Here is a 20511-nt window from a genome sequence, read left to right as displayed (position 1 = left end):
CGGATTACTTTTGTTGTCAAAAACGGCGAGTAATATTAGTTTTTTTCACCCTTGGCCTGCATGGCACTGCCCTTGGTCGCAGCAACGACCCAGTCAGGACGGGCCAATGCGGGCAACTCTCCCTCCAGCCCCATGGCGGCGCGGATCACCCCCTCCTTGAAGGGCGTCAGCAGATTGGCCGCGCGCAATCCCACGCCCCGCACCAGCTTCTTGAACGGGTTGGCCCCGCTGAACAGCCGCTTGAGCCCCTCCATCGCAGCCAGCATGCGAGCCGCTTCGCTCTTGCGCCAGCGCTCGTAGCTGCGCAGGTTGGCGAGCAGGCCGATATCCTCACCCGCGGCATGATTTTGCAAAATCTGCTCCGCCAGCGCGGCAGCATCCAGCAGGCCAAGGTTGACCCCCTGCCCCGCCAGCGGGTGGATGGTGTGGGCGGCATCTCCCACCAGCACCAGCCGCTCGCAGGCAAAGTCGCGGGCATAGCGGGCGGTAAGAGGAATCGCGCTGCGCGGCCCCTCCACCTTGCACAGACCGAGCCGTGCATCGAAGGCGGCGGTAAGCTGGCGATTGAACTGCTCATCATCGCAGGCGCAGAGCGCCTCGGCGCGGGCCGCAGGCAGCGACCAGACGATGGAGCAGAGGTTCTCTTGCCACAGCGGCAAAAAGGCGAGCGGGCCATCCGGGGTGAAGATCTGGCGAGCAACAGCTTCATGGGGTTCGGCGCAGCGCACCGTCGCCACCAGGGCGTGGTGACCGTAATCCCAGCTGGTAAGCGGGATATCGGCCTGACGGCGCACCCAGGAGTGGGCGCCATCGGCAGCCACCGCCAACTTGGCCGAAATGGCCTGACCATCTTCAAGGAGCAACAAGGCACCCGCCGGGCCACTCTGCAGGCTCTTGGCTCTGGCGGGGGTCAGCAACTGGATATTGCTGGCCCCCTCAATCGCCTCAAGCAGCGCCAGCTGGATCACCCGGTTCTCGACGATATGACCAAGAGATGGCTGGCGCAGGCTGGCGGCATCGAAGTCGATATGGCCGAAGCTGTCCTGCTCCCACACCGCCATCTTGTCGTAGGCCTGCAGGCGACGCGCTTCAATGCCGTCCCAGGCGCCAACATGGCGCAGGATCTGCTGGCTGGCCAGACTCAGGGCGCTGACCCGGTTATCGGCCACCTCCCCCAGCTGCGGGTCGGGCAGTTGTCCCTCCACCACCAGCACCTTGAGGGCGCTATGTTTCAGGGCCGCAGCGAGCCCCAACCCCACCATGCCGCCACCGACAATCACCACATCCACATTTTGCATCTGCATCATCTCATCCTTTCTGGGCTGACCGGCTGGCCAGCGAGGGGACGCCCGCAGGCATCACCTCTTTATTCAATAGGTTTTGATCAACGAATGGCGGTCACCATCTTCCGGTCAACAGGCTCCACTCAACAAGTGCTGGCTAGTTGCCGCACACATCAGCGACAAAGCCCAGGGTGCGCGAGGCAAGCGGCGCCTTGAGGCACGGGAATCGCCCCATCAGGGTGAGCGCCAGATTGCGCCCCGCCACCAGCGGATCGTGACCATTGGAGAAGAGCTGGGCCAGCGAAGAGGTGAGCCAGACGGTCTGTGCCTGATCGCGCTGACGCTGCTGCCAGTAGCCACTCAGTACCTTGAAGCTGCCGATATCCTCCCCCTCTGCCAACGCCTTGACCACCGCCCCGGTAAGCAGGTCGAGATCCCGCATCCCGAGGTTGAAGCCCTGTCCGGCTATCGGGTGCAGGGCGTGGGCGGCATTACCGACAAGCACGGTGCGCTGGGCCAGCGGGTAATCGCAGGCGGTCAGAATGAGCGGATAGACGTGACGCACGCCGCATCGCTCGAAGCGACCGAGCCGCCAGCCAAAGGCCTGCTGCAGACGGGCAAGAAACGCCGCCTCATCGAGGGCCGTCAGCTCATCCACCTCATGCTGCCCGACGCTCCACACCAGCGAGGAGAGCCCCTCCTGCATCGGCAGCAGGGCCAGCGGCCCCCCTTCGGTAAAACGCTCGAAGGCGCGTCCCTCAGGGGCTTGCGCCGTTTTGACCGTGGCGATGATGGCGTGCTGCTCAAAGTCGTGGCGGGTCACCGGCAACTTGAAGTGCTGACGCACAAAGGAGTTGCCGCCGTCTGCCGCCACCAGCAGGCGGGTCTCAATCTGTTCACCACTCTCGAGGGTGAGGGTCACCTTCTCCTCATCGGGCACAATCTCGCTCACCCGTGCCGGACAACAGACCCGGATATTGGGAGAAGCCGCCATCGCCCGTTGCATCTCATGACCGGCAGCTGCAAGCTCGATCACCTGGCCCAGCGCGGGCAGACCGTATTCAGCGGCCGACAGGCGAGCCTGCCCGAAGTGGCCCCGATCCGAAACATGAATCTGGGTGATGGGGGCGCAATGGGGGGCAAACAGCGGCCAGAGTCCGCGTCGCAACAGCGCATCACAGGTACCGGCCGAAAGCGCAATGGCGCGGGCGTCGAACCCTGAATGGGTGTGCTGTTCGGGGACGCTTGCCTCCAGCAGCAGGATCTCGAGGGGGGAGCCATCGGATCGAAGCAGGGCTGCCAGCGAGAGGGCCAGCACGGCGCCGCTCATTCCACCGCCGACCAGGGTGACATCGACCTGTCGCACATCAGATTGAGACATAAGCAGAGAGGAAGAAGTGAAAAAGGTGGCCTCATGCTATCACAAAGCCGCTGGCCGAATGCGAGGTCAGCGGCAAAAAACCGGTTGCGCCTCACAGGGTTAGCCACCACAAGGGAATAAAAAAGAGCGCCATCAGGCGCTCTTGCAGATTCAGTAAAGGTCTCGTTGACCCGCACCTCAATGAAGGGTCGGCGGTGCACTCGGGGTATCGGGGCGCTTGCCAAACTCTTCGAAGGCCATCATGACACCCAGTTTGACGTGTTCGTAAAGCACCAGGAAGGAGGCTTCGTTCTCGTCATCTTCCTGATCGAACTCGGCAGAGACCTGAGTGATGCTGGCGATATCCTGGATCATCTCCTGCAGCTCTTCCGACGCGCGGGAGAGCTCCTGCTGCACCACGCCGAAACCGGCCAGAAATGCCTGTGACCAGTCCACCAGCGAATCGATGCGCTCGTCGAGGGGAGCATCATCACTTGGCAGCAGCAGCTCGACGCCCTTCTGGGCCATCAGGCTCTCGACCACATTGTGATAAAGATCGGTCATCACCTGGCGCACCGGGGCCGGCAGGCCGAAACCGTCGTTCACCAGATCGTTGAAATGGGGCAGCCAACTCTTGTCGTCCAGTGCCACACCGCCGCACACCAGACCGCAGATCACACCATGGGCCTCTACTGCGCTGGCCATCAGCTCATGTTGTTCCATGATGTCGGCCACTGCCGCATATTTAAGGGGGTTCGTTTTGCTCATCGAGGATCCGCTCAAAGTTCAGTCAAATTTGCAGAATTAATGGTCAGGATCCTAGCATTCTCCCTCTTCCAGAGCCAGCAAGGCCTTGAAACTTATGCATCTGCGCTATATAGTCCCGCCCAGTTGTCCACGTGGATAAAGGCGGAAATCAGCTCCGCCGTATTGAGGAAGGCATGAGCACAGAGGCCGTAGAAATCGTCATTTTGGGACGTCCCTACAAGGTATCCTGTCCCTTGGGACAGCAGGATGCCCTGCGCCAGGCCGCCGAGCAGCTGACCGACAAGTTGATCGACCTGCGTCAACGCTCCAAAGTCTCCAGCAACGAGCAATTGGCTATCATGGCGGCGCTCAATTTCTGTCATGAGCTCTGCCTTGAAAAAGAGAAGAACCACCAATACTCTGAGACCATGGACAAGCGGATCAAGATGCTGCAGCGCACCATCGAAGCGGCCCTGATCGAGCATGGACAATATGGTGATTCCAGCGAAGAGGGGCAACAGCCCTAATCGCAAACCGTTTTAAAATTCCCTGGGATGTTTGTCAGCCGGTTCAAGTCCCCGAGCCGATATTCATACCAAACAGGGGATCTGCCTTCTGGCTATTGCGCATGCTCGGCACGACCGAGAAGCCTGCGGTCAGATCCGATCCCCGCCTTGAACCGACGGTTCAAGGGCCCAAACCGGCAACGGCATCTCGGGGTACCAACAGCAAAAGCCCGTCACCAGCGTGACGGGCTTTTTCTTTTCCGGAAGTTAATCTCACAACATCGATCACTACATCAAGCTAATGCGATCTCCTAGCCCGCTCTCCGGATAAAACAAAGCCCACCGCTGAGGGTGGGCTTGCTCCAGATGCAAAGAGTGCGGCAGATCAAATTGCCATCTGCTCGTGGGGGGAGCCGTGGTGGCGCAACCAGACAAAGCTCAGCACCACGATCAGCACCATCAGGGTCATGATGGCCCCCAGGGTCACCTGTCCAGTCATCGGGAAACCGGCGGCCAGCAGGGTCACCACGCCCGCCCCCAGATTCTGCATCCCGCCGAGAATGGCCCCCGCGGTGCCGGCCTGACCCGGGAAGGGCTCGATGGCACAGGAAGTGGCGGTCGGGTAGAGAATACCGCTACCGATGAAGTAGACAGCCGCACCACCAACCAGCGAGGCGGCACTCACCACCCCGAACAGCCCCGGCACCAGAATGATAAGCGACCCCAGAGCCAGAAAGGCGATGCCAAGACGCATCAGCTTGCCCTGAGTCAAACGGAAGCTCAGCTTGGCAGAGAGCCAGGCCCCGAACAAATAGCCGGGCAGCGGCAGCACGAACAGCACGCTCACGGTACGGGCGCTCAGTTTCAGCACATCGCCCAGCAGCACACCGGCCGCAGCCTCGAACACTGCCAAACCGGCAAAGGTCGCCATCAGGCAGAGCAGGTTGCCCTGAAACTTGGGGTTGCCCAGCACATGACGATAGGCAGCACCGACGCGCAGTGGCTGACGGGCAGCAGCAGGCAGGGTCTCGCCAAACCAGGCCATGATCGCCAGGGTTGCTACGGCACCAAAACCGAACAGGAACCAGTAACCGGCGCGCCAGTTGAACAGCTCGGTCAGCCATCCCCCCAGCACCGGTGCCAGCAGCGGGGAGAAGATCACCCCCATGCTCACCAGACTGTTGGCGCGGTTGAGCTCGGCGCCGTTGTAGCGATCGCGCATCACGGTACGGCTCATGGCACCACCGGCACCGGTACCGAGCCCCTGAATAAAGCTACCCACCAGCAGGGCGGCAAAATGGGGGATGACCTGAATGATCAGGGTGCCCACCAGAAACACCATCATGCCGACGATCAGCACCGGGCGACGGCCGATGCGATCCGAAAGCGGCCCGTAGACAAACTGGGAGAGGCCATAGGGGATCAGGTAACAGGCCATCACCGCCTGCAACTGGCCCGAGGCCACATTGAAGTCCCCCGCCATCATGGGAATGGAGGGAACATAAAGGGTCTGGGTCATCTGGCCCACAGCGACCATCAGAATGGTCAGTAAAAACAACGGATAAAAACTGTGCCGATCCATATCAGTCCCAAAAAATCGAAAAAATGCTGCCGCCCCTCTGGCACAAAATGCCCAGAGGAATCTGATCACAAAGGCTGTGATGCAATCAAAAACAGAGTTGGAAACAGTAGGCGGGGAGCCCGCCAAGCCACCGCACAGGACGCTTGGTGGTATGGGGGCATCATAGTGATTCAGCTCACAAAAAACGAACGAATCTTTATAATCGGCTTGCCTTAGTTTTTCTAATATTACGGGGCATTTCGCCCCGTCCGCAGTTAAAAATCAACGTGTTACCATCTGCTGCGCCTGCTTGATCAGCTCATCGGGCTGCTCCTTGCGCGGCGGTATGGTGATCCCCTTCTGGCAGGCAGGTTTCTCTGCCATGCGATCCATCCATGCTTGCAGATGAGGCAATCCCTCGATGGAGATGCCGCTCCAGTCATAAATACGCACCCAGGGCCAGGTGGCAATGTCGGCGATGCTGTACTCGTCCGCCAGATATTCATGATGGGCCAGATGGCTATCGAGCACCTCGAACAGGCGGCGCCCCTCCTTCTGGTAGCGTTCGATGGCGGCGGGGATCTTCTCGGGGAAGTAGCGGTAGAAGACATTGGCCTGCCCCATCATGGGTCCAACCCCGCCCATCTGGAACATCAACCACTGGATGGCCTGAGAGCGGCGTTTGGGATCAGCGGGCAGCAACTTGCCTGCTTTCTCCGCCAGATAAATGAGGATGGCCCCCGACTCGAATACGGCGAAATCGTCGTTATCCCGATCGACGATAGCCGGAATACGGCCATTTGGGTTGATGGCGAGAAACTCGGGCTTCTTCTGATCCAGTGCAGACAAATCGAGAGGAATGACCCGATAGGGCAAACCCAACTCTTCGAGAGCGATCGCCACTTTGAAACCATTGGGGGTCGCGGCGGTGTAAAAATCGATCATGATTCACTCCTTGTTGGTCATAGCCAGATTGCACGGTTGGAACAGGGTGCAACACCATAGCCGCCTCATCTTGCAACAAGTGAACGGCTCCAGACCATTAAAAAGCGGCGCACCGTAGGCCAAACAAGGCCACGGTGCGCCGCTGGTGCGCTCTGGCAATGGTAGATATTAGTTGATCACGGCGACCGGCTTGCGCTGGCGCAGCATGATCAGGCGGGAAAGCAGCGGGAAGTAGGACTCCAGCTTGCGCAACAGCACCCGGCTGCAGGCAGGCTCGGCCAGCTCCGACTCATCCAGCACGATGCCGTTTGAGACAAAATAGAAGCGGGGGTCACGCACATCCGGCCCGCAGACCGTCAGCTCCTTGTCCCCCTTGCGGATCAGCAGCGGCAAGACCGGCAAACCGATCGTCTCATCCTCTCCCCGGGCAAATCCGGCATCCTGCCAGGGCGCATCGCCGTCGATCAGCAGGATCGCCGCCTCCGTCTTGGCCGGTTGCCACTGGGCCAGGGGGGTCACGGTGATGTGGGCAAAATGATCACCATACTCGGGTGATGACCGCAAGATGGCCAACAGTCCCTCGCTGGCCGCTGACACGTTCTGACTCACTAATGACAAATTCATGGTTCACATCCCTATGCTCATGACAGCCTGTATCCGGCTGCTGGGATAAGACTAGCGCAGATCTGGTCTATATTGGAGCCGTCAAATCTGGCAGTGGTAATCAATTGGTCGTAGGGGGATAACAGTTGCCATCGCACAAAATACTGGTATCATACCGCGTCCTTTTATCCCCCGTTCTTTAACATCCAGTGGTGAACCTATGCATCCGATGCTGAATATCGCCGTGCGCGCTGCGCGCAACGCCGGTCAAGTTGTAGTAAAAGCCTTCTCCCAGCCCGAGAACATTGAGGCTATTCAAAAAGGCAGCAATGACTTCGTGACCAACGTTGACCGTGAAGCCGAAGCGGCCATCATTCACACCATCAAAAAATCTTACCCGGAGCACAGCATTGTTGCTGAAGAGTCTGGTGAGATTGCCGGTACCAATCCGGACTACCAATGGATCATTGACCCACTGGATGGCACGACCAACCTTGTCAAAGGTATTCCGCACTTTGCCGTCTCCATTGCCCTGCGCGTGAAAGGCAAAACCGAACAAGCCGTTGTTTACGATCCCATCCGTGACGAACTGTTTACTGCTACCCGTGGTAGCGGCGCCCAGCTAAACGGCTACCGTATCCGTGTCGGGAAAGCCAAAGAGCTGGCTGGCACCGTACTGGCCACAGGTTTCCCCTATAAGCAAAAGCACCACATCGAGTCCTACCTGAAGATGTTCCAGAGCATGTTCATCGAATGTGCCGACATCCGTCGCTCTGGCTCTGCCGCACTGGATCTGGCCTACGTGGCTGCCGGTCGCGTCGACGGTTTCTGGGAAATCGGCCTGAAACCCTGGGACACCGCTGCCGGTGAACTGCTGGCCAAAGAAGCTGGCGCCATCGTCACCGACTTCGTAGGTGGTCACAACTACGAAAACTCCGGCAACATCGTGGTTGCCAACCCGCGCGTCCTGAAAGAGATGCTGGGCAAGATCCGTGAAGAGCTGCCGGAGTCTCTGGCCAAATAAGCCAGCTCCCCAGCATTCACTAAGACAAAAAAACCGGCGCAAGCCGGTTTTTTTATTGCTGCGATATGCCCTGTTCGGGCATTCCAACCAACTGCTTATGCTCTTCTTCCCCGTAGCGCACACCCCAACCGCTCGCCCCGTTCCCCATCCCCAAAACCGTTCGTCGCCCTTCTCTCGTTAGCAAATACGCCTTAACCAACCTTCTTGAATATCACCGCGCACAGGCCGGGATAATCATCTGCCCCCTGTTTGTTGCCCTGACCTTCATCCCCTTGCGAAGAACCCCGACCATCTGGCCTCGTACCCATCGCCAGATAAAAAACACCCGGCACATGGCCGGGTGTCGTGGGGGCAGGCAAAGCCCCCGAGTTTTCTGAATGAAGAGGCCGGTGTACGCCACCAGCCCCCTTATCAGGCGAGACGGAAGCGCCCGATGGTCTGTTTCAGACCCACCGCCAGCTGGCTCAGCTCCAAACACGCGCGGGCAGTATGATCGGCGCCCAGAGCAACCTCATTGGCGGACTCGTTGATCCGCTCAACATTGCGACCCAGCTCATCAGACACCGCATCCTGCTCACCACAGGCGCTGGCAATCTGGATCGCCATATCGGCAATCTGGGCGACAGCCTCTTCGATCTGCTGGATACCGGTACCGGTCTGCTCGCTTTGGGCTACGCACTGGCGGATCATGTCGCAGCTCAGCCCTGTCACCTCTTTCGCCTGATTGGCGCGAGACTGCAGGGTTTCGATGATGGCGACGATCTCGCCGGTAGAGGCCTGGGTGCGGCCCGCCAGAGTACGCACCTCATCAGCAACCACCGCAAAGCCTCGGCCCTGTTCACCGGCACGGGCTGCCTCAATGGCGGCATTGAGAGCCAGCAGATTGGTCTGATCGGCAATGCTGCGAATAACATCGACCACGACGTTGATCTGGGCGGATTCACGCTCCAGTTCGGCCACCAGCGTGCCAGCCTGCTCAATCTCTTCAGCCACACGGGTGATGGCCACCAGCGAACGCTGCACATCCTGGTTGCCTTTGCGGGCCAAAGTATTAGCTGCACTGGCAGACTCAGAGGTGTGCTCTGTATTGCCCGCCACATCAGCAACGGTCGCCTTCATCTGGGTCATGGCCGTCGCCACCAGCGAAATCTCTTGCTGCTGGCTCTGAATACCCTTGGCAGACTGTTCGGAAACCGCACTCACTTCGTCAATCGCCGCCCCCAACTGGGTAACCGCAGCCACCACCTCTTCAATCAGACCACGCAGGTTGTCCTGCATCTTGAGGGAAGCTTTGGCCAGCATGCCCAGCTCGTCGCGGCCGATATGCTGACGCTCCAGCTGATGAGTCAGATCGCCGGCGGCAATGGCGTTGGCCTGAGCCACTACCGCTTGCAGCGGCAGGCAGATCTGGCGGGTCAGGAACCAGGTCATCACCACCATGAACACCAGCAGAGCACCAATGCTCACCATGGCGAAAGTGGTCACCATGCTGACGCTGCCAAGCAAGCTGCTGCGGTTTTCCTTCACAAAACCGAGGTTCACATCGATCAGAGCATTAACTGCCCGCTCCAGAGATCCAAAAGCCGCATTCGAGGCAAATAACTGTACCTTGGCCTGCTCTTGTTGCCCTTGTACCAGCAGTTGATCAAACTCGTTCACTGCACCTTGGTAATTGAGCCACTGTTGTTTAGCCTGATTAAACACCTGACGCTCATGATCAGCACCGACGGTCGCCTCATAGGCGTGAAATGCGTTGTCTACTTTCTGGATATTCTGCTGGATCCGGCTGCGGCGAGCTTGCAGATCAGCGGCATCGTTCACCATCAGCAAGGCGAACTGGGCACGACGGACATAGGAGACGTCATAGAGCAGGGTTTCAACCGACAGGACACTCGGCAGCGTAGAGTCGGTAAAGTTCAGCACCCGATCACGCACACCGCGCAATTCGCTGGAGAGAAAAACACCGAAGACAACGTTGACTGCGGCAATGACCGCAAAAACCACGGCAATCTTTTTGCCGATGGAGAGATTCTTGTAAAACATAGTGGCGGGTGATCCTCTACTGCTGACAGGCGAATGGAGTGTGGCGATCACGTCCCTATGAGCAAATCCCCGGACCTTCCTGACGGGAAAGAATGCAGAACACCGGGAAGACAGGGTTCCGCAAAGGCGCGCACTCTAGCACAAAGCGACCACACCCTCACTTTTCTTTAAAAATTAAAAGCAACTTAACAAAACCAACAATCGGAGCTGGATCACAAAAAACTTCATATTCACCTGACGCCATTTTCTCGATAGTGGCAATCGCCTTGCAGGCATGGACAAGGGGCTGCCAAGTGGATGTAATGCCACCATCCACTTTGCACACTCGAGGTCATGCCATGGACCATCTCTCAGCTCTTCCTCCGTTATCTTGGTCACAGCAACTGCGTAGCCAGATGCAAAGCCGCCCGCTCACTGCCCTCGGTCTCTTTATCGCGCTGGCTGCCGTCTTGTTGCTGCTGTTGCAGAGTCTCATCATGCTCGCTACCGGCGAGGTGACCAGCGGCGTGCGCTACGGCCTGATCGGTGGTGCCGCCGGGTTTGCCGCCACCGCCATCGGCGCCCTGCCCGCCCTGTTTCTGCGCTCGGTACCGCAAAAGGTTGAGGACACCATGCTGGGCTTTGCCGCCGGCATGATGCTGGCGGCCAGCGCCTTCTCCCTGCTGCTGCCTGGGCTGGAGGCCGCCGAGGGGATTACCGGCAACGGCTTTAGCGCCGCCGCCGTGGTGGTGGTCGGCATGACCCTCGGGGTGCTGTTGATGCTGGGGCTGGATCAGTTCACCCCGCACGAGCATGACAAAACCGGCCCCTGCGGCCCCGGCCATGAGAGCTGCTCCCGGGTCTGGCTGTTCGTCTTTGCCATCGCCCTGCACAACCTGCCGGAGGGGATGGCCATCGGGGTCAGCTTCTCGCAGGGGGATATGTCGGTGGGGCTGCCGCTCACCACCGCCATCGCGCTGCAGGATATTCCGGAGGGATTGGCGGTGGCGCTGGCCATGTGCGCCGCCGGTTTTCGCCCCTCTGTCGCCGTGCTGGTTGCCATCGCCAGCGGCCTGCTCGAACCGGTTGGCGCCCTGCTCGGGGTCGGGCTCTCCAGCGGCCTTGCCATCGCCTACCCCATCGGACTTGGGCTCGCCGCCGGCGCCATGCTGTTTGTGGTCTCGCACGAGGTGATCCCGGAGACTCACCGCAACGGTCACCAGACCTATGCCACCCTAGGCCTGATGGCAGGCTTTGCCCTAATGATGACCCTCGATACCGCGCTCGGCTAAAGGCCCTCGCCCCGCCTCATCAATGCTTTTTGTCACCTGCGGCGCTCCCATATGGAGCGCCGCGCTTCATCTCTCCTTTCGCTTGTGCCTCTCGGCGCCGACGCCATCTTTTGTTATGATCTACCGCAACTTAAATTCAGCCACACGGCTATCAAGACGAGGTCAGCAATGAAAGTAGGTATTATCGGCGCCATGGAGCAAGAAGTGGCCCTGCTGCGCAGCCAGATGAGCAACCCCACCACCCTGCAACTGGGCGGCTGCGAGTTCTATCAAGGGATGCTGGCAGGCAAAGAGGTGATCCTGACCCGCTCCGGTATCGGTAAGGTCGCCGCCAGCGTGGCCACCAGCCTGCTGCTGGAAAAATTCGCCCCCGACTGCGTCATCAATACCGGCTCTGCGGGCGGCTTTGCCCAGGATCTGCACATCGGTGATGTGGTGATCGCCAGCGAGATGCGTTTCCACGATGTGGATGTAACCGCCTTTGGTTACGAGATGGGCCAGATGGCGCAGCAACCTGCCGCCTTCCCCTGCGACGAGAAACTCATCGCGGTCGCTCAGGATTGCATCGCCGAGCAGGGCAAGCACCAGACCAAGGTCGGCCTTATCTGTACCGGCGATCAGTTCATGTGCAAACCGGACGCCATCGCCAAGGCTCGCGCCGACTTCCCGCAGATGCTGGCGGTCGAGATGGAAGGTGCCGCGATCGGTCAGGTGTGCCACATGTTCAAGGTGCCCTATCTGGTGGTGCGTGCCATGTCCGATATCGCCGGCAAGGAACAGGTTGAATCCTTCGATGCCTTCATCGAAGTGGCCGGCAAGCACTCCGCCGAAGTCATCATCAAGATGCTCGGCAAGCTGTGATCGAAACCGGTTCGCTTGATTTGATGGCCGACGCCCTCCTCTCGACGACGGCGGCCATTCTGGTGGGGGCGGCCCTGCTGGAGACGGTGATCCCGTGGCCATCCCATCTGCGTCTTTCGGCCGTCACGCCCTTGCTGACCCGGCTGGGGCACAAGGTGCACAGACCCGATGGTTCACCCGGCCAGCAAATGCAGGCCGGCCTGCTGGCAATGCTGGTAGTCTGGCTCCCCTGCGCCGCCGGGCTCTGGTCGCTGCGCAATCTGGCCCTGAGCGAGCCGCTGTTTGACCTGCTGTTTCTGCTGTTGATGATCGAATCTCGTCCACTACGGGAACTCGCCCATGCCACCCGCTCGCTCGCTACGCAGGAGACGCTGCCGCTGGCGAGATTGCAGTCCGCCCCCTGGCTCAAACGGGAAACCGGCAAACTCTCGGCCATGGGGCTCGCCAAAGCGGTGACGGAGAGCTGCGCCCTGCGTCTGATCGGGCAATGGGCTGGCCCGCTGCTGGGATTTGCCCTGGCTGGCGTACAGGGCGCCCTGCTCTGGCGACTGGTGCAGCTGATGAATCAGAGTTGGAGCCGCAAAGATCCCGCCTTCGACCACTTTGGTCGCGCCGCCAGCGCCCTCTATCAGGGGCTCAATGTCTCCGTCATTTTGCTGCTGGGGCTGCCACTGCTGGCAAGCCGTCTCAAACAGGCCGTACAGCTGCTGCGCAGTGGCGCGCTCTGGCCCTATCCCGCCATGGGGATGCTGCTCACTCTGCTGGTAGACAAGTGCCGGATCCGCCTTGGTGGCCCTCGCTACTATCAGGGCGCTCTCCAGCGCTGGCCCGTCATCGGCACGGGTGCTGAGCCAGATAGCGAGACACCGCGCAAGGTGCTCAACATTCTGCAAGGGTGCGGCTGGGGCTGGTTGATACTGGCGCTGGTTGTCACGGTAGCGGGGTTATTTCATGGGTAGAGTATTGTGCTTGCCGATCTGGCTGCCCTGCGCGCTGCTTGCCTGGTTGCCCGGTGCACTGCAGGCCGCCACGCCAACCCGGGTGGTGAGCGTGGTACCCCACCTGACCGAACTGCTTTATGACATCGGCGCCGGCGACAAACTGGTGGCCATTGACGATGCTTCCGACTACCCAGCCGAGGTCAAAACCAAGCCGAAGGTAGCGAATTATCGCAGCATCAACGTCGAGGCAGTGCTGGCGCAAAAGCCGGATCTCATTCTCGGCTGGCACTCGGCTCAATCACGGATGCTGGCCCCGCTGGCACAGCTCGGGATACCGGTTTTCTACTCTGAGCCCACCGATTTTGCCTCGCTGGCGACCGAGATGCGGGCGCTGGGCAAATTACTGGGGGTGGAAAAGAGCGCCAACGAAGCCGCCGATCGCTATCTGGCACGCCTGCATTCCCTGCAACAGCGCTATGGCCAACCAACCGGCGTCAAAGTGTTCTACCAGCTCTGGTACCCGCCGCTCACCAGCGTGAGCGGTAACGCCTGGCCTGCGCAGGCCATCGAACTCTGCGGCGGGATCAACATCATGGCGAATGCCAAGACCCCCTATCCTCAAGTTGACATAGAACAGGTGATCAGGGCCAACCCATCGCTGATCCTGGCCGGGAGTCAAGATCCTGACGCTCTGCGTCACTGGCAGAAGTGGCCCAATCTCAATGCGGTGCAGCATCAACGACTCGATTTAATCAACTCGGATGAACTGCACCGCTTCACCCCGAGAGCCCTCAAGGGGGTTGAAGAGGTTTGCCAAGCTATTCAGCTAAGCACGCAGAGCTCCAGCACATCTTGATAAAGCTCTACTGATGCGAGCCAATCCGAGGTGGTCTGGTGCGCCCAAATCTTTAAAACTGTTTTTGTGAATGGATCACACTCTTTGCCAAAAAAGCTGGTACTTTATTTGCTAGCATATGATTCATCTACTGTTTTTATGACGAGATGCCCACAATGTTCAATGATAAAACGCTACTGATCACCGGTGGCACCGGCTCGTTTGGCCAACGATTGGTCAAGACAGTACTGGAACGTTATAAGCCGAAACGGCTCATCATCTATTCTCGTGACGAACTGAAACAGTTCGAGATGCAGCAGGAGTTTAACGACCCCTGCATGCGCTATTTTATCGGTGATGTCCGAGACGCCAACCGGCTCACCATGGCAATGCGTGGCGTCGATTACGTGGTGCATGCAGCAGCACTGAAACAGGTTCCAGCCGCTGAATACAACCCCATGGAGTGTATTAAAACCAATATCCATGGTGCTGAGAACGTCATCCAGGCCGCTTTGCTCAATCAAGTCAAAAAAGTTATTGCCCTCTCCACTGACAAAGCTGCCAATCCAATCAATCTCTACGGTGCCACCAAACTGGCATCAGACAAGCTCTTCGTGGCAGCAAACAATATCGCGGGGCAGGATCCCACCCGTTTTGCAGTGGTTCGTTACGGTAACGTGGTGGGTTCTCGCGGCTCTGTCGTCCCCTTCTTCCAGAAGCTGATTGACCAGGGTGCAGATGCGTTACCCATCACCCATGAGGAGATGACGCGTTTCTGGATCACCTTGCAGCAAGGGGTGGATTTTGTCCTAGACAATTTTGGGCGGATGAAGGGAGGGGAAATATTCGTTCCCAAATTGCCATCTGTTCGCATCACAGATTTGGCCAGCGCCATGGCACCAAACCTGCCACACAAGATCATCGGCATTCGCCCGGGAGAGAAGCTCCATGAAGTGATGTGCCCTGCCGATGATTCTTATCACACCTTTGAGTTTGATGACTTCTTCGTGATTGGCCCAACCATCAACTTCAATAATCGCAACAACGATTTCTCCAAAACAGCGGCGGGCGAAAAAGGAAAAATGGTAGAACAGGGCTTCGAATATAACTCTCGCAGCAACCCTCATTTTTTCAGCATCGAACAGCTACAGAAGATGAACCAGAGTAAGGTAGCAGAATGATCCCCTACGGCCGCCAATCCATCAGCCAGGCAGATATCGATGCTGTTATAGAGGTTCTCAAGTCCGACTTCCTGACCCAGGGGCCCGTTGTCCCCCGCTTTGAGCAAGCAGTAGCCGATTACTGTGGAGCCAAATTTGGGGTGGCAGTCAATTCAGGCACAGCAGCACTCCATATCGCCTGTCTGGCACTGGGCGTTGGTCCCGGCGACTGGGTCTGGACATCCCCCATCAGCTTCGTGGCATCAGCCAACTGTGCTCTCTACTGCGGTGCACAAGTCGATTTTGTCGATATTGAGCCAGATACCGGCAACATGTGCGCCTTGGAGCTGGAAAAGAAACTAATTGTTGCTAAAGCGGCGGGCAAGTTGCCCAAAGTCGTTATCCCGGTGCACTTTGCCGGCCTCCCCTGCGACATGCAGGAGATCCGCCGCCTGGGACAAGAGTATGGCTTTCGGATCATCGAGGATGCCTGTCACGCCCTAGGTGCCCGTTATCATGGTGAGCCTACCGGCAATGGCCGCTATAGCGACATCACAGTATTCAGCTTCCACCCGGTGAAGATCATCACCACCGGTGAAGGGGGGATGGCCATGACCAACGACCCTGCGCTCGCCAAGACGATGCGCATGCTCCGCAGCCATGGCATCACCCGCGAACCGGAAGACTTCATCAATGAACCGGATGGCCCCTGGTACTACGAGCAGCAGATGCTCGGCTTCAACTACCGCATGACCGACATTCAGGCTGCACTGGGGGTGAGCCAGATGGTACGCTTGGAGGAATTTCTGACCAAGCGCCACACCATTGCCGCACGTTATCAGGCCAAACTGCCTAGCCTGGGGCTTGAGATCCTAGCCAACCGAGAGGGGCGTCTCTCGGCATGGCATCTGTTTGTAATAAAGATACCCGCAGATGATCGAAAGGTTTTTTTTGAACAACTTCGTTCTGCAGGACTCGGAGTTAATGTGCACTACATGCCAATCTATTCTCAACCATTTCACCATATGATAATCAAAAAACACCCAACATCCGAAATATTCTATCAACAAAGTATATCAATCCCTCTCTATCCAGATTTGACCAAGCAACAGGAGAAGGTCATATACCATTTGGAAAATATCATATCCAAATAAGTCGAATGCCATCCGAATATGAGAACTATATGTTGATTTCGAATTTTATAATCGGGTTAGTTATTTTAAATTCACGACGAAGCATATGATATATCTCATCGATTGACTTGGATGACAATGAAGCTATTAATATTTTTTGACTTGGATTGTGTTTTAGCACATCAATACTTTCAACTTTATGACCTCTAAAAAATATATTTTTTTCTACAGACTGCCCATGAATTACACCGTTCACATTAAACAATTTATTATTCAAGAATGAGCCAAATAAAGCATCGGCAGTTTCACCCGTCCCATACACACATATATCACCCCCCATCTGTTTCTCGTTGCTATCGTAATCAACAATGCTGAACAACTCGCCATACAGCCTGAGGAAATCAACAATGCCAATCGCATTATGGCCTATATAATCAATAGCAAGGGATGTACATTCATCACAAATGGTCATCTCTCTCTTTCGTTCTTGGATGTCGTTGAAATCCATCTTAAATAAATCACCAACGAGTCCCCTATCGCCACATGTTTTTTCCATCCCGCAACACATAAGTACATTGCAGCTTTCATCGATCGAAAGTCGTTCGAATTGTGGGCAAATATAATCGGTAGGTCTTTGTCGCTGCATCTTCCCCAGATGTTCTGTGAAAACTTCCGTCGAAATCACCTCAATTTGGTTAGGTTTCATAGCCTTTGTCAGAAAGTGGCGAAACATGTTGTAACCATTTAAATATGCAAGTGACGGAACGAAATTTATGCAAACTTCCTTTGCAAAATTTGCTGCCAAGCTTATTTCATGCAGATTAAACTTGTATATATGATAAGCAAGATTTATGGGGCCTGTATAGCAACTAGAACGAAGAGATAAAACCATATCAGAGATATTGTTTTTGATCCTGTCAAATTTGAAACCATGAATCCTATCGTATGAGTCCTGACTAAAGCCAGGCATTGAAAAGGTTATATTTTTTAGACGAGATATCAGTTCCTCATTAAATGATATACATATAGATGCATTAGTACTGAGGCTATAAAATAGCTCATTGCGATTTAATATATCTATTATCATTTTTAGATCTTTGTGTAAGAATGGCTCCCCCCAGCTATATAGAATAACCTCACAGTCAGGAGCAATTATTTTTTTGCTCAGCATATGAGTGATAGCCCCAGAAAAGGTCTCAATATCGATAAACTTTCCCTGTTTACGATGTTCAGAGCCAGATATTGAATCTTTACCACTTACACAGTATCGACAGTGTGCATTACAAACCCCAGAAATGTCGAAATAAATTCTTTTATACATATAGCTCCTGTATTTTATATCTGATGTTGTAGTGTCACTGATTATTTTAGTCGCTTCAAAAATCCACTTGGAGCTACAGTTATAAGCAGCTTATGGGCAATATTCTCGTCGATACAAAAATCAGAGCAGTTTTTCATAAACTCGAAAACAGCTGTTTTAGGATTATTACCTTTCCCCCACGGTCGGTCTGGAAACAGACTATCTGGCATATCTTCAATGATGGTATCAAATACAACACAGTAACTACCGACGCTGACCAATGATGCATACGCGTTTAACTCGGCAAGAACATGGTCATGCGTATGGTTGCTATCTAGACAAACGAGTACTCTGTTATATTTCCGAGCAAGCTCTCTGACTTCAGAAATCACCTTTTCATCCGTACTTGATCCTTGAATCATGTGAATCCTTGATGACATTGGATGTTTTTCAATCGCTTCTCGATTATGACTCCGAATATCAATATCAATTCCAATGACTTTCCGTTCTGATCGTTTAGCATCAAATTTTTCATCACGTTCAATGGCTTCGCACAAATCTAGTTGTGCCAGCATCGAAGCACTAAATATCAGTGATCCACCATGAGCAATGCCGGTCTCAATAATAAGATCTGGACGTATTTCCCAAATCAACTCCTGCATTGCCCATGCGTCATTCGGAAACTGTATAGCAGGCCTTCCCATCCATCGAAAGTTATATGACCATTTATGGGGGGCTATCTCCCTAATCCAGATCCTTGATAAAGCTTGTAGATCCATATCTGACGCGAGAGAGCGAATATTTGTCTCAACTTCTTCTTTGAATAAATCATTATGATTCATCAGCAAACTCCTGCCAAGGTATAGTTCCAGAATGGATAAATTTTTTCCCATGAGCCCCACAATTTGCAATCAGATCAAGAGCTGACACGTAAGGAGTAAAGTTTCCGAATAATTGAGGGTATGCTGCTTTCTGATAGTTCATATATTCAACAGAAATACCAGATGTTAAAAATTGCTCATGGTTTAAGTAATTTTTAGCACCGTGTCCAGTGACATATATATTCCCACCAAGTCTTTTAACAATTCCAAGTAATCTGTCAGTGCTATTGCCGGACACATTTAATTGGCTAGATTCATAAAAAATAGTGGATGGAACGAGTTCAAAGTACTCGGCCAATGCGACAGTCGAACGTCTTGATAGGTCATTTAATGTATTACAGGGTAAAGAGAAAACTCCATCTACAATATCCATAACATCTTGGCAATAGGGAGCAAATGAAAATGCCTCCTTGAGAAGGATTTTGTGTTGTCTTTGCCAATCTATTGAGTTGTCAATTTCTATTTCATTTATTTTGTCTTTCTGATGATGTTTTTTTAGAGGAACAGTCATCCAGACAATGCCTCTTGACGTTTTAATTTGTACACGGTTGAAAAAACCACGAGAAAACTGAACATCATCATAGTGTACAAAAATATCAGCTAGACGGATTTGCTCAAGCAATCCAATCCATGGGAAGTACATGGATTGTGATATGACAACTCGTTTGTTATCGACCATTACCGTATCCAATATATTTTCTCACTTTTCAAAAAGTCTTCGAAGGCATCTGCTAATTTTTTACTCCTGAGAGACTGGCTGTTCCATGAATGCGCGGGGTATGTGTTTAAGTTGTCTTTAGACTTGTATAAATAACTAACGCCATCCAGAAATACAGACTCACACAAAACAAGAAATATATATAGCTTTTGTGCAAAAGAGAGACGCTCTAATTGCTGTATATCATGCATATTGACTACAGAGCCAACCACTTGAGCCACGAGCTCGCCACCATCCGTGCTTCCATCAACAAAGTGAGCTGTTGCGCCAACAAATCGGACCTTTTTTTCAAAGGCCCGCTGCAGAGAGTTAAATCCAGGAAACGCAGGCAACAAAGAAGGATGTATATTTATGCACGGTTTAAATGAGTATATCGACGAACTGATCAGCCTAGTAAAAAAAAGACAAACCCAGTCGACATTTTTTTCAAAATATAACCACTGACTGGCTTTACAAGAAAAGCTAACATTATCATTATCAATTATTCTAGTGTAAGAAACACCTAACTCGTCACAGGCATTTTCTATCCCACATTCACGATCTGTAACCACATATGCAGATACTTCATAGCCACAGGACTTTAGCAAGTTAATGCCTGTGGCGAATACAGAACCACCGCTTGAAGCAATAATACCAAGCCGCATCATACTGAGCTTATCGCCAAATTATATTTCATATCACAATCCTTATCTTTATTATCCAGCTCCCGATATAAATAAATAGTGTATTCGAATAAAGGATAAGAATGGTCAACTCTAACTTTCGATGATAACTCACTCATACACCAGGCGAGCAATTCCGCCGGGTTTCGGTAATACAAATTATCAACTTGAAAGTTAACATGGGTTGTCATGACATTGAAGGCAATCCCAACACGACACAAGCTAAACATTTTTTTTATTAGTTCATGAGCATAACGATCCATTAGTTTATGACTGACATTCAGTTTTTGCGTCAAAATACCATTGCAAACGACATAATCATATTGCCCAGAACACGAATCATTCAATATATCAATACACCTCCATTCATCGTTAGGATGGAGGCTCTTTGCTGAATTAATCATGGGCAAACTGATATCGATTCCAGTGTATTTTACGGGCATTTTTTTTTGTCTGATCAACTCAAGCAAACTTCCATATCCGCAGCCGACATCCAAGATTGAGCTGGCGGTTGAAACACTAGTCACATCTATGACATTCAGCATTTTCTCAAGGCGCAATAAATGACCTGTTTTATTATCACCCCAATCAACCCCTTTGGAGTTTCGGCCATGCTTAATGAATGTATTTGAATAGTGTTCACATAACAACTGACTAATTTTTTGATTATTCATCTC

At 54.3% G+C, this 20511-nt stretch carries 20 protein-coding genes and 1 other RNA gene; 9 read left to right on the top strand and 12 right to left on the bottom strand.

The window, feature by feature from the left end; translation table 11 throughout:
* Nucleotides 1-35: 35 nt before the first annotated feature.
* From ACB042_RS11130 to ACB042_RS11120, 3 genes are all read right to left on the bottom strand, one after another.
* Nucleotides 36-1304: an FAD-dependent 2-octaprenylphenol hydroxylase gene (locus ACB042_RS11130; protein WP_139432232.1), complete on the bottom strand. Its 1269-nt coding sequence runs from the start codon at nt 1302-1304 to the stop codon at nt 36-38.
* Between the two features lie 136 nt (nt 1305-1440).
* The gene (gene ubiH / locus ACB042_RS11125; protein ID WP_371178416.1) at nt 1441-2664 is read right to left on the bottom strand and encodes a 2-octaprenyl-6-methoxyphenyl hydroxylase; all 1224 of its coding nucleotides are present in this window, start codon (nt 2662-2664) and stop codon (nt 1441-1443) included.
* A 177-nt stretch (nt 2665-2841) separates the two neighbouring features.
* Nucleotides 2842-3411, bottom strand: coding sequence for a UPF0149 family protein (locus ACB042_RS11120; protein WP_005333908.1), 570 nt, complete (start codon nt 3409-3411; stop codon nt 2842-2844).
* 173 nt (nt 3412-3584) lie between these two features.
* Here ACB042_RS11120 and zapA point away from each other — a divergent pair, with 173 nt between their 5' ends.
* Nucleotides 3585-3917, top strand: coding sequence for a cell division protein ZapA (gene zapA, locus ACB042_RS11115; protein WP_005333910.1), 333 nt, complete (start codon nt 3585-3587; stop codon nt 3915-3917).
* 16 nt (nt 3918-3933) lie between these two features.
* Nucleotides 3934-4115, top strand: a non-coding RNA gene (ssrS, locus tag ACB042_RS11110) — 6S RNA.
* Between the two features lie 166 nt (nt 4116-4281).
* Here the strand turns inward: ssrS and emrD are convergent.
* The 3 genes from emrD to ACB042_RS11095 all read right to left on the bottom strand — a co-directional run bounded on the left by emrD (nt 4282) and on the right by ACB042_RS11095 (nt 7026).
* Nucleotides 4282-5478 carry a multidrug efflux MFS transporter EmrD gene (gene emrD / locus ACB042_RS11105; protein WP_371178415.1) on the bottom strand — a complete coding sequence of 399 codons (1197 nt, stop codon included), beginning with the start codon at nt 5476-5478 and terminating at the stop codon, nt 4282-4284.
* A gap of 261 nt (nt 5479-5739) precedes the next feature.
* Nucleotides 5740-6402, bottom strand: a complete 663-nt coding sequence (locus ACB042_RS11100) for a glutathione S-transferase family protein (protein ID WP_005333923.1) — start codon at nt 6400-6402, stop codon at nt 5740-5742.
* A gap of 168 nt (nt 6403-6570) precedes the next feature.
* On the bottom strand, nt 6571-7026 hold the full coding sequence (locus ACB042_RS11095) for a hypothetical protein (RefSeq protein ID WP_005352991.1): 456 nt from the start codon (nt 7024-7026) through the stop codon (nt 6571-6573).
* A gap of 199 nt (nt 7027-7225) precedes the next feature.
* Here ACB042_RS11095 and suhB point away from each other — a divergent pair, with 199 nt between their 5' ends.
* Entirely contained in the window at nt 7226-8029 is an 804-nt protein-coding gene (gene suhB, locus ACB042_RS11090; RefSeq protein WP_005352992.1) for an inositol-1-monophosphatase, read from the top strand.
* A gap of 411 nt (nt 8030-8440) precedes the next feature.
* Here suhB and ACB042_RS11085 read toward each other — a convergent pair whose 3' ends face one another.
* Nucleotides 8441-10072, bottom strand: a complete 1632-nt coding sequence (locus ACB042_RS11085) for a methyl-accepting chemotaxis protein (RefSeq protein WP_371178414.1) — start codon at nt 10070-10072, stop codon at nt 8441-8443.
* 338 nt (nt 10073-10410) lie between these two features.
* Between ACB042_RS11085 and ACB042_RS11080 the strand changes: the two genes are divergently transcribed.
* The 6 genes from ACB042_RS11080 (at nt 10411) to pseC (ending at nt 16294) form a co-directional block, all read left to right on the top strand.
* A complete protein-coding gene (locus ACB042_RS11080) occupies nt 10411-11343 on the top strand; it encodes a ZIP family metal transporter (RefSeq protein WP_005361496.1) in 933 nt (310 codons plus the stop codon).
* Between the two features lie 168 nt (nt 11344-11511).
* Nucleotides 11512-12204 (top strand): 5'-methylthioadenosine/S-adenosylhomocysteine nucleosidase, encoded by a 693-nt coding sequence (mtnN, locus tag ACB042_RS11075; RefSeq protein WP_040067225.1) that lies wholly within the window; start codon nt 11512-11514, stop codon nt 12202-12204.
* On the top strand, nt 12201-13163 hold the full coding sequence (locus tag ACB042_RS11070; RefSeq protein WP_144715592.1) for a cobalamin biosynthesis protein: 963 nt from the start codon (nt 12201-12203) through the stop codon (nt 13161-13163). The genes mtnN and ACB042_RS11070 overlap by 4 nt, the downstream gene beginning before the upstream one ends.
* On the top strand, nt 13156-14001 hold the full coding sequence (locus ACB042_RS11065) for a cobalamin-binding protein (protein ID WP_186301916.1): 846 nt from the start codon (nt 13156-13158) through the stop codon (nt 13999-14001). Before ACB042_RS11070 ends, ACB042_RS11065 begins: the two co-directional genes overlap by 8 nt.
* A gap of 155 nt (nt 14002-14156) precedes the next feature.
* The gene (gene pseB, locus ACB042_RS11060) at nt 14157-15161 is read left to right on the top strand and encodes a UDP-N-acetylglucosamine 4,6-dehydratase (inverting) (protein WP_371178413.1); all 1005 of its coding nucleotides are present in this window, start codon (nt 14157-14159) and stop codon (nt 15159-15161) included.
* Nucleotides 15158-16294: a UDP-4-amino-4,6-dideoxy-N-acetyl-beta-L-altrosamine transaminase gene (pseC, locus tag ACB042_RS11055; protein WP_144715588.1), complete on the top strand. Its 1137-nt coding sequence runs from the start codon at nt 15158-15160 to the stop codon at nt 16292-16294. The genes pseB and pseC overlap by 4 nt, the downstream gene beginning before the upstream one ends.
* Nucleotides 16295-16319: 25 nt before the next feature.
* Here the strand turns inward: pseC and ACB042_RS11050 are convergent, their stop codons facing one another.
* The 5 genes from ACB042_RS11050 to ACB042_RS11030 are packed head-to-tail and all read right to left on the bottom strand — an operon-like array spanning nt 16320 to nt 20508.
* On the bottom strand, nt 16320-17594 hold the full coding sequence (locus tag ACB042_RS11050; protein WP_371178412.1) for a radical SAM protein: 1275 nt from the start codon (nt 17592-17594) through the stop codon (nt 16320-16322).
* A 41-nt stretch (nt 17595-17635) separates the two neighbouring features.
* A complete protein-coding gene (locus ACB042_RS11045) occupies nt 17636-18415 on the bottom strand; it encodes a cephalosporin hydroxylase family protein (RefSeq protein WP_144715584.1) in 780 nt (259 codons plus the stop codon).
* Entirely contained in the window at nt 18405-19133 is a 729-nt protein-coding gene (locus ACB042_RS11040; protein WP_144715582.1) for a WbqC family protein, read from the bottom strand. The genes ACB042_RS11045 and ACB042_RS11040 overlap by 11 nt, the downstream gene beginning before the upstream one ends.
* Nucleotides 19133-19819, bottom strand: a complete 687-nt coding sequence (locus ACB042_RS11035) for a formyltransferase family protein (RefSeq protein WP_371178411.1) — start codon at nt 19817-19819, stop codon at nt 19133-19135. Before ACB042_RS11035 ends, ACB042_RS11040 begins: the two co-directional genes overlap by 1 nt.
* On the bottom strand, nt 19816-20508 hold the full coding sequence (locus ACB042_RS11030) for a trans-aconitate 2-methyltransferase (protein ID WP_144715578.1): 693 nt from the start codon (nt 20506-20508) through the stop codon (nt 19816-19818). Before ACB042_RS11030 ends, ACB042_RS11035 begins: the two co-directional genes overlap by 4 nt.
* Nucleotides 20509-20511 lie beyond the last annotated feature (3 nt).

It is taken from the genome of Aeromonas sp. S13(2024) (assembly GCF_041402405.1).
Lineage (GTDB): Bacteria > Pseudomonadota > Gammaproteobacteria > Enterobacterales > Aeromonadaceae > Aeromonas > Aeromonas veronii.
The sequence above is the reverse complement of the archived record's forward strand: the minus strand, read 5'-3'. Positions and strand labels throughout refer to the sequence as shown.

Coding starts and splice junctions, on each gene's coding strand:
- ACB042_RS11045 (WP_144715584.1), bottom strand. CDS start 18,415: ATGAATCATAATGATTTATTCAAAGAAGAAGTTGAGACAAATATTCGC.
- ACB042_RS11085 (WP_371178414.1), bottom strand. CDS start 10,072: ATGTTTTACAAGAATCTCTCCATCGGCAAAAAGATTGCCGTGGTTTTT.
- pseC (WP_144715588.1), top strand. CDS start 15,158: ATGATCCCCTACGGCCGCCAATCCATCAGCCAGGCAGATATCGATGCT.
- ACB042_RS11065 (WP_186301916.1), top strand. CDS start 13,156: ATGGGTAGAGTATTGTGCTTGCCGATCTGGCTGCCCTGCGCGCTGCTT.
- ACB042_RS11095 (WP_005352991.1), bottom strand. CDS start 7,026: ATGAATTTGTCATTAGTGAGTCAGAACGTGTCAGCGGCCAGCGAGGGA.
- ACB042_RS11040 (WP_144715582.1), bottom strand. CDS start 19,133: ATGGTCGATAACAAACGAGTTGTCATATCACAATCCATGTACTTCCCA.
- emrD (WP_371178415.1), bottom strand. CDS start 5,478: ATGGATCGGCACAGTTTTTATCCGTTGTTTTTACTGACCATTCTGATG.
- zapA (WP_005333910.1), top strand. CDS start 3,585: ATGAGCACAGAGGCCGTAGAAATCGTCATTTTGGGACGTCCCTACAAG.
- ACB042_RS11030 (WP_144715578.1), bottom strand. CDS start 20,508: ATGAATAATCAAAAAATTAGTCAGTTGTTATGTGAACACTATTCAAAT.
- ubiH (WP_371178416.1), bottom strand. CDS start 2,664: ATGTCTCAATCTGATGTGCGACAGGTCGATGTCACCCTGGTCGGCGGT.
- mtnN (WP_040067225.1), top strand. CDS start 11,512: ATGAAAGTAGGTATTATCGGCGCCATGGAGCAAGAAGTGGCCCTGCTG.
- ACB042_RS11100 (WP_005333923.1), bottom strand. CDS start 6,402: ATGATCGATTTTTACACCGCCGCGACCCCCAATGGTTTCAAAGTGGCG.
- ACB042_RS11130 (WP_139432232.1), bottom strand. CDS start 1,304: ATGCAGATGCAAAATGTGGATGTGGTGATTGTCGGTGGCGGCATGGTG.
- ACB042_RS11035 (WP_371178411.1), bottom strand. CDS start 19,819: ATGATGCGGCTTGGTATTATTGCTTCAAGCGGTGGTTCTGTATTCGCC.
- ACB042_RS11050 (WP_371178412.1), bottom strand. CDS start 17,594: ATGTATAAAAGAATTTATTTCGACATTTCTGGGGTTTGTAATGCACAC.
- ACB042_RS11120 (WP_005333908.1), bottom strand. CDS start 3,411: ATGAGCAAAACGAACCCCCTTAAATATGCGGCAGTGGCCGACATCATG.
- ACB042_RS11080 (WP_005361496.1), top strand. CDS start 10,411: ATGGACCATCTCTCAGCTCTTCCTCCGTTATCTTGGTCACAGCAACTG.
- suhB (WP_005352992.1), top strand. CDS start 7,226: ATGCATCCGATGCTGAATATCGCCGTGCGCGCTGCGCGCAACGCCGGT.
- pseB (WP_371178413.1), top strand. CDS start 14,157: ATGTTCAATGATAAAACGCTACTGATCACCGGTGGCACCGGCTCGTTT.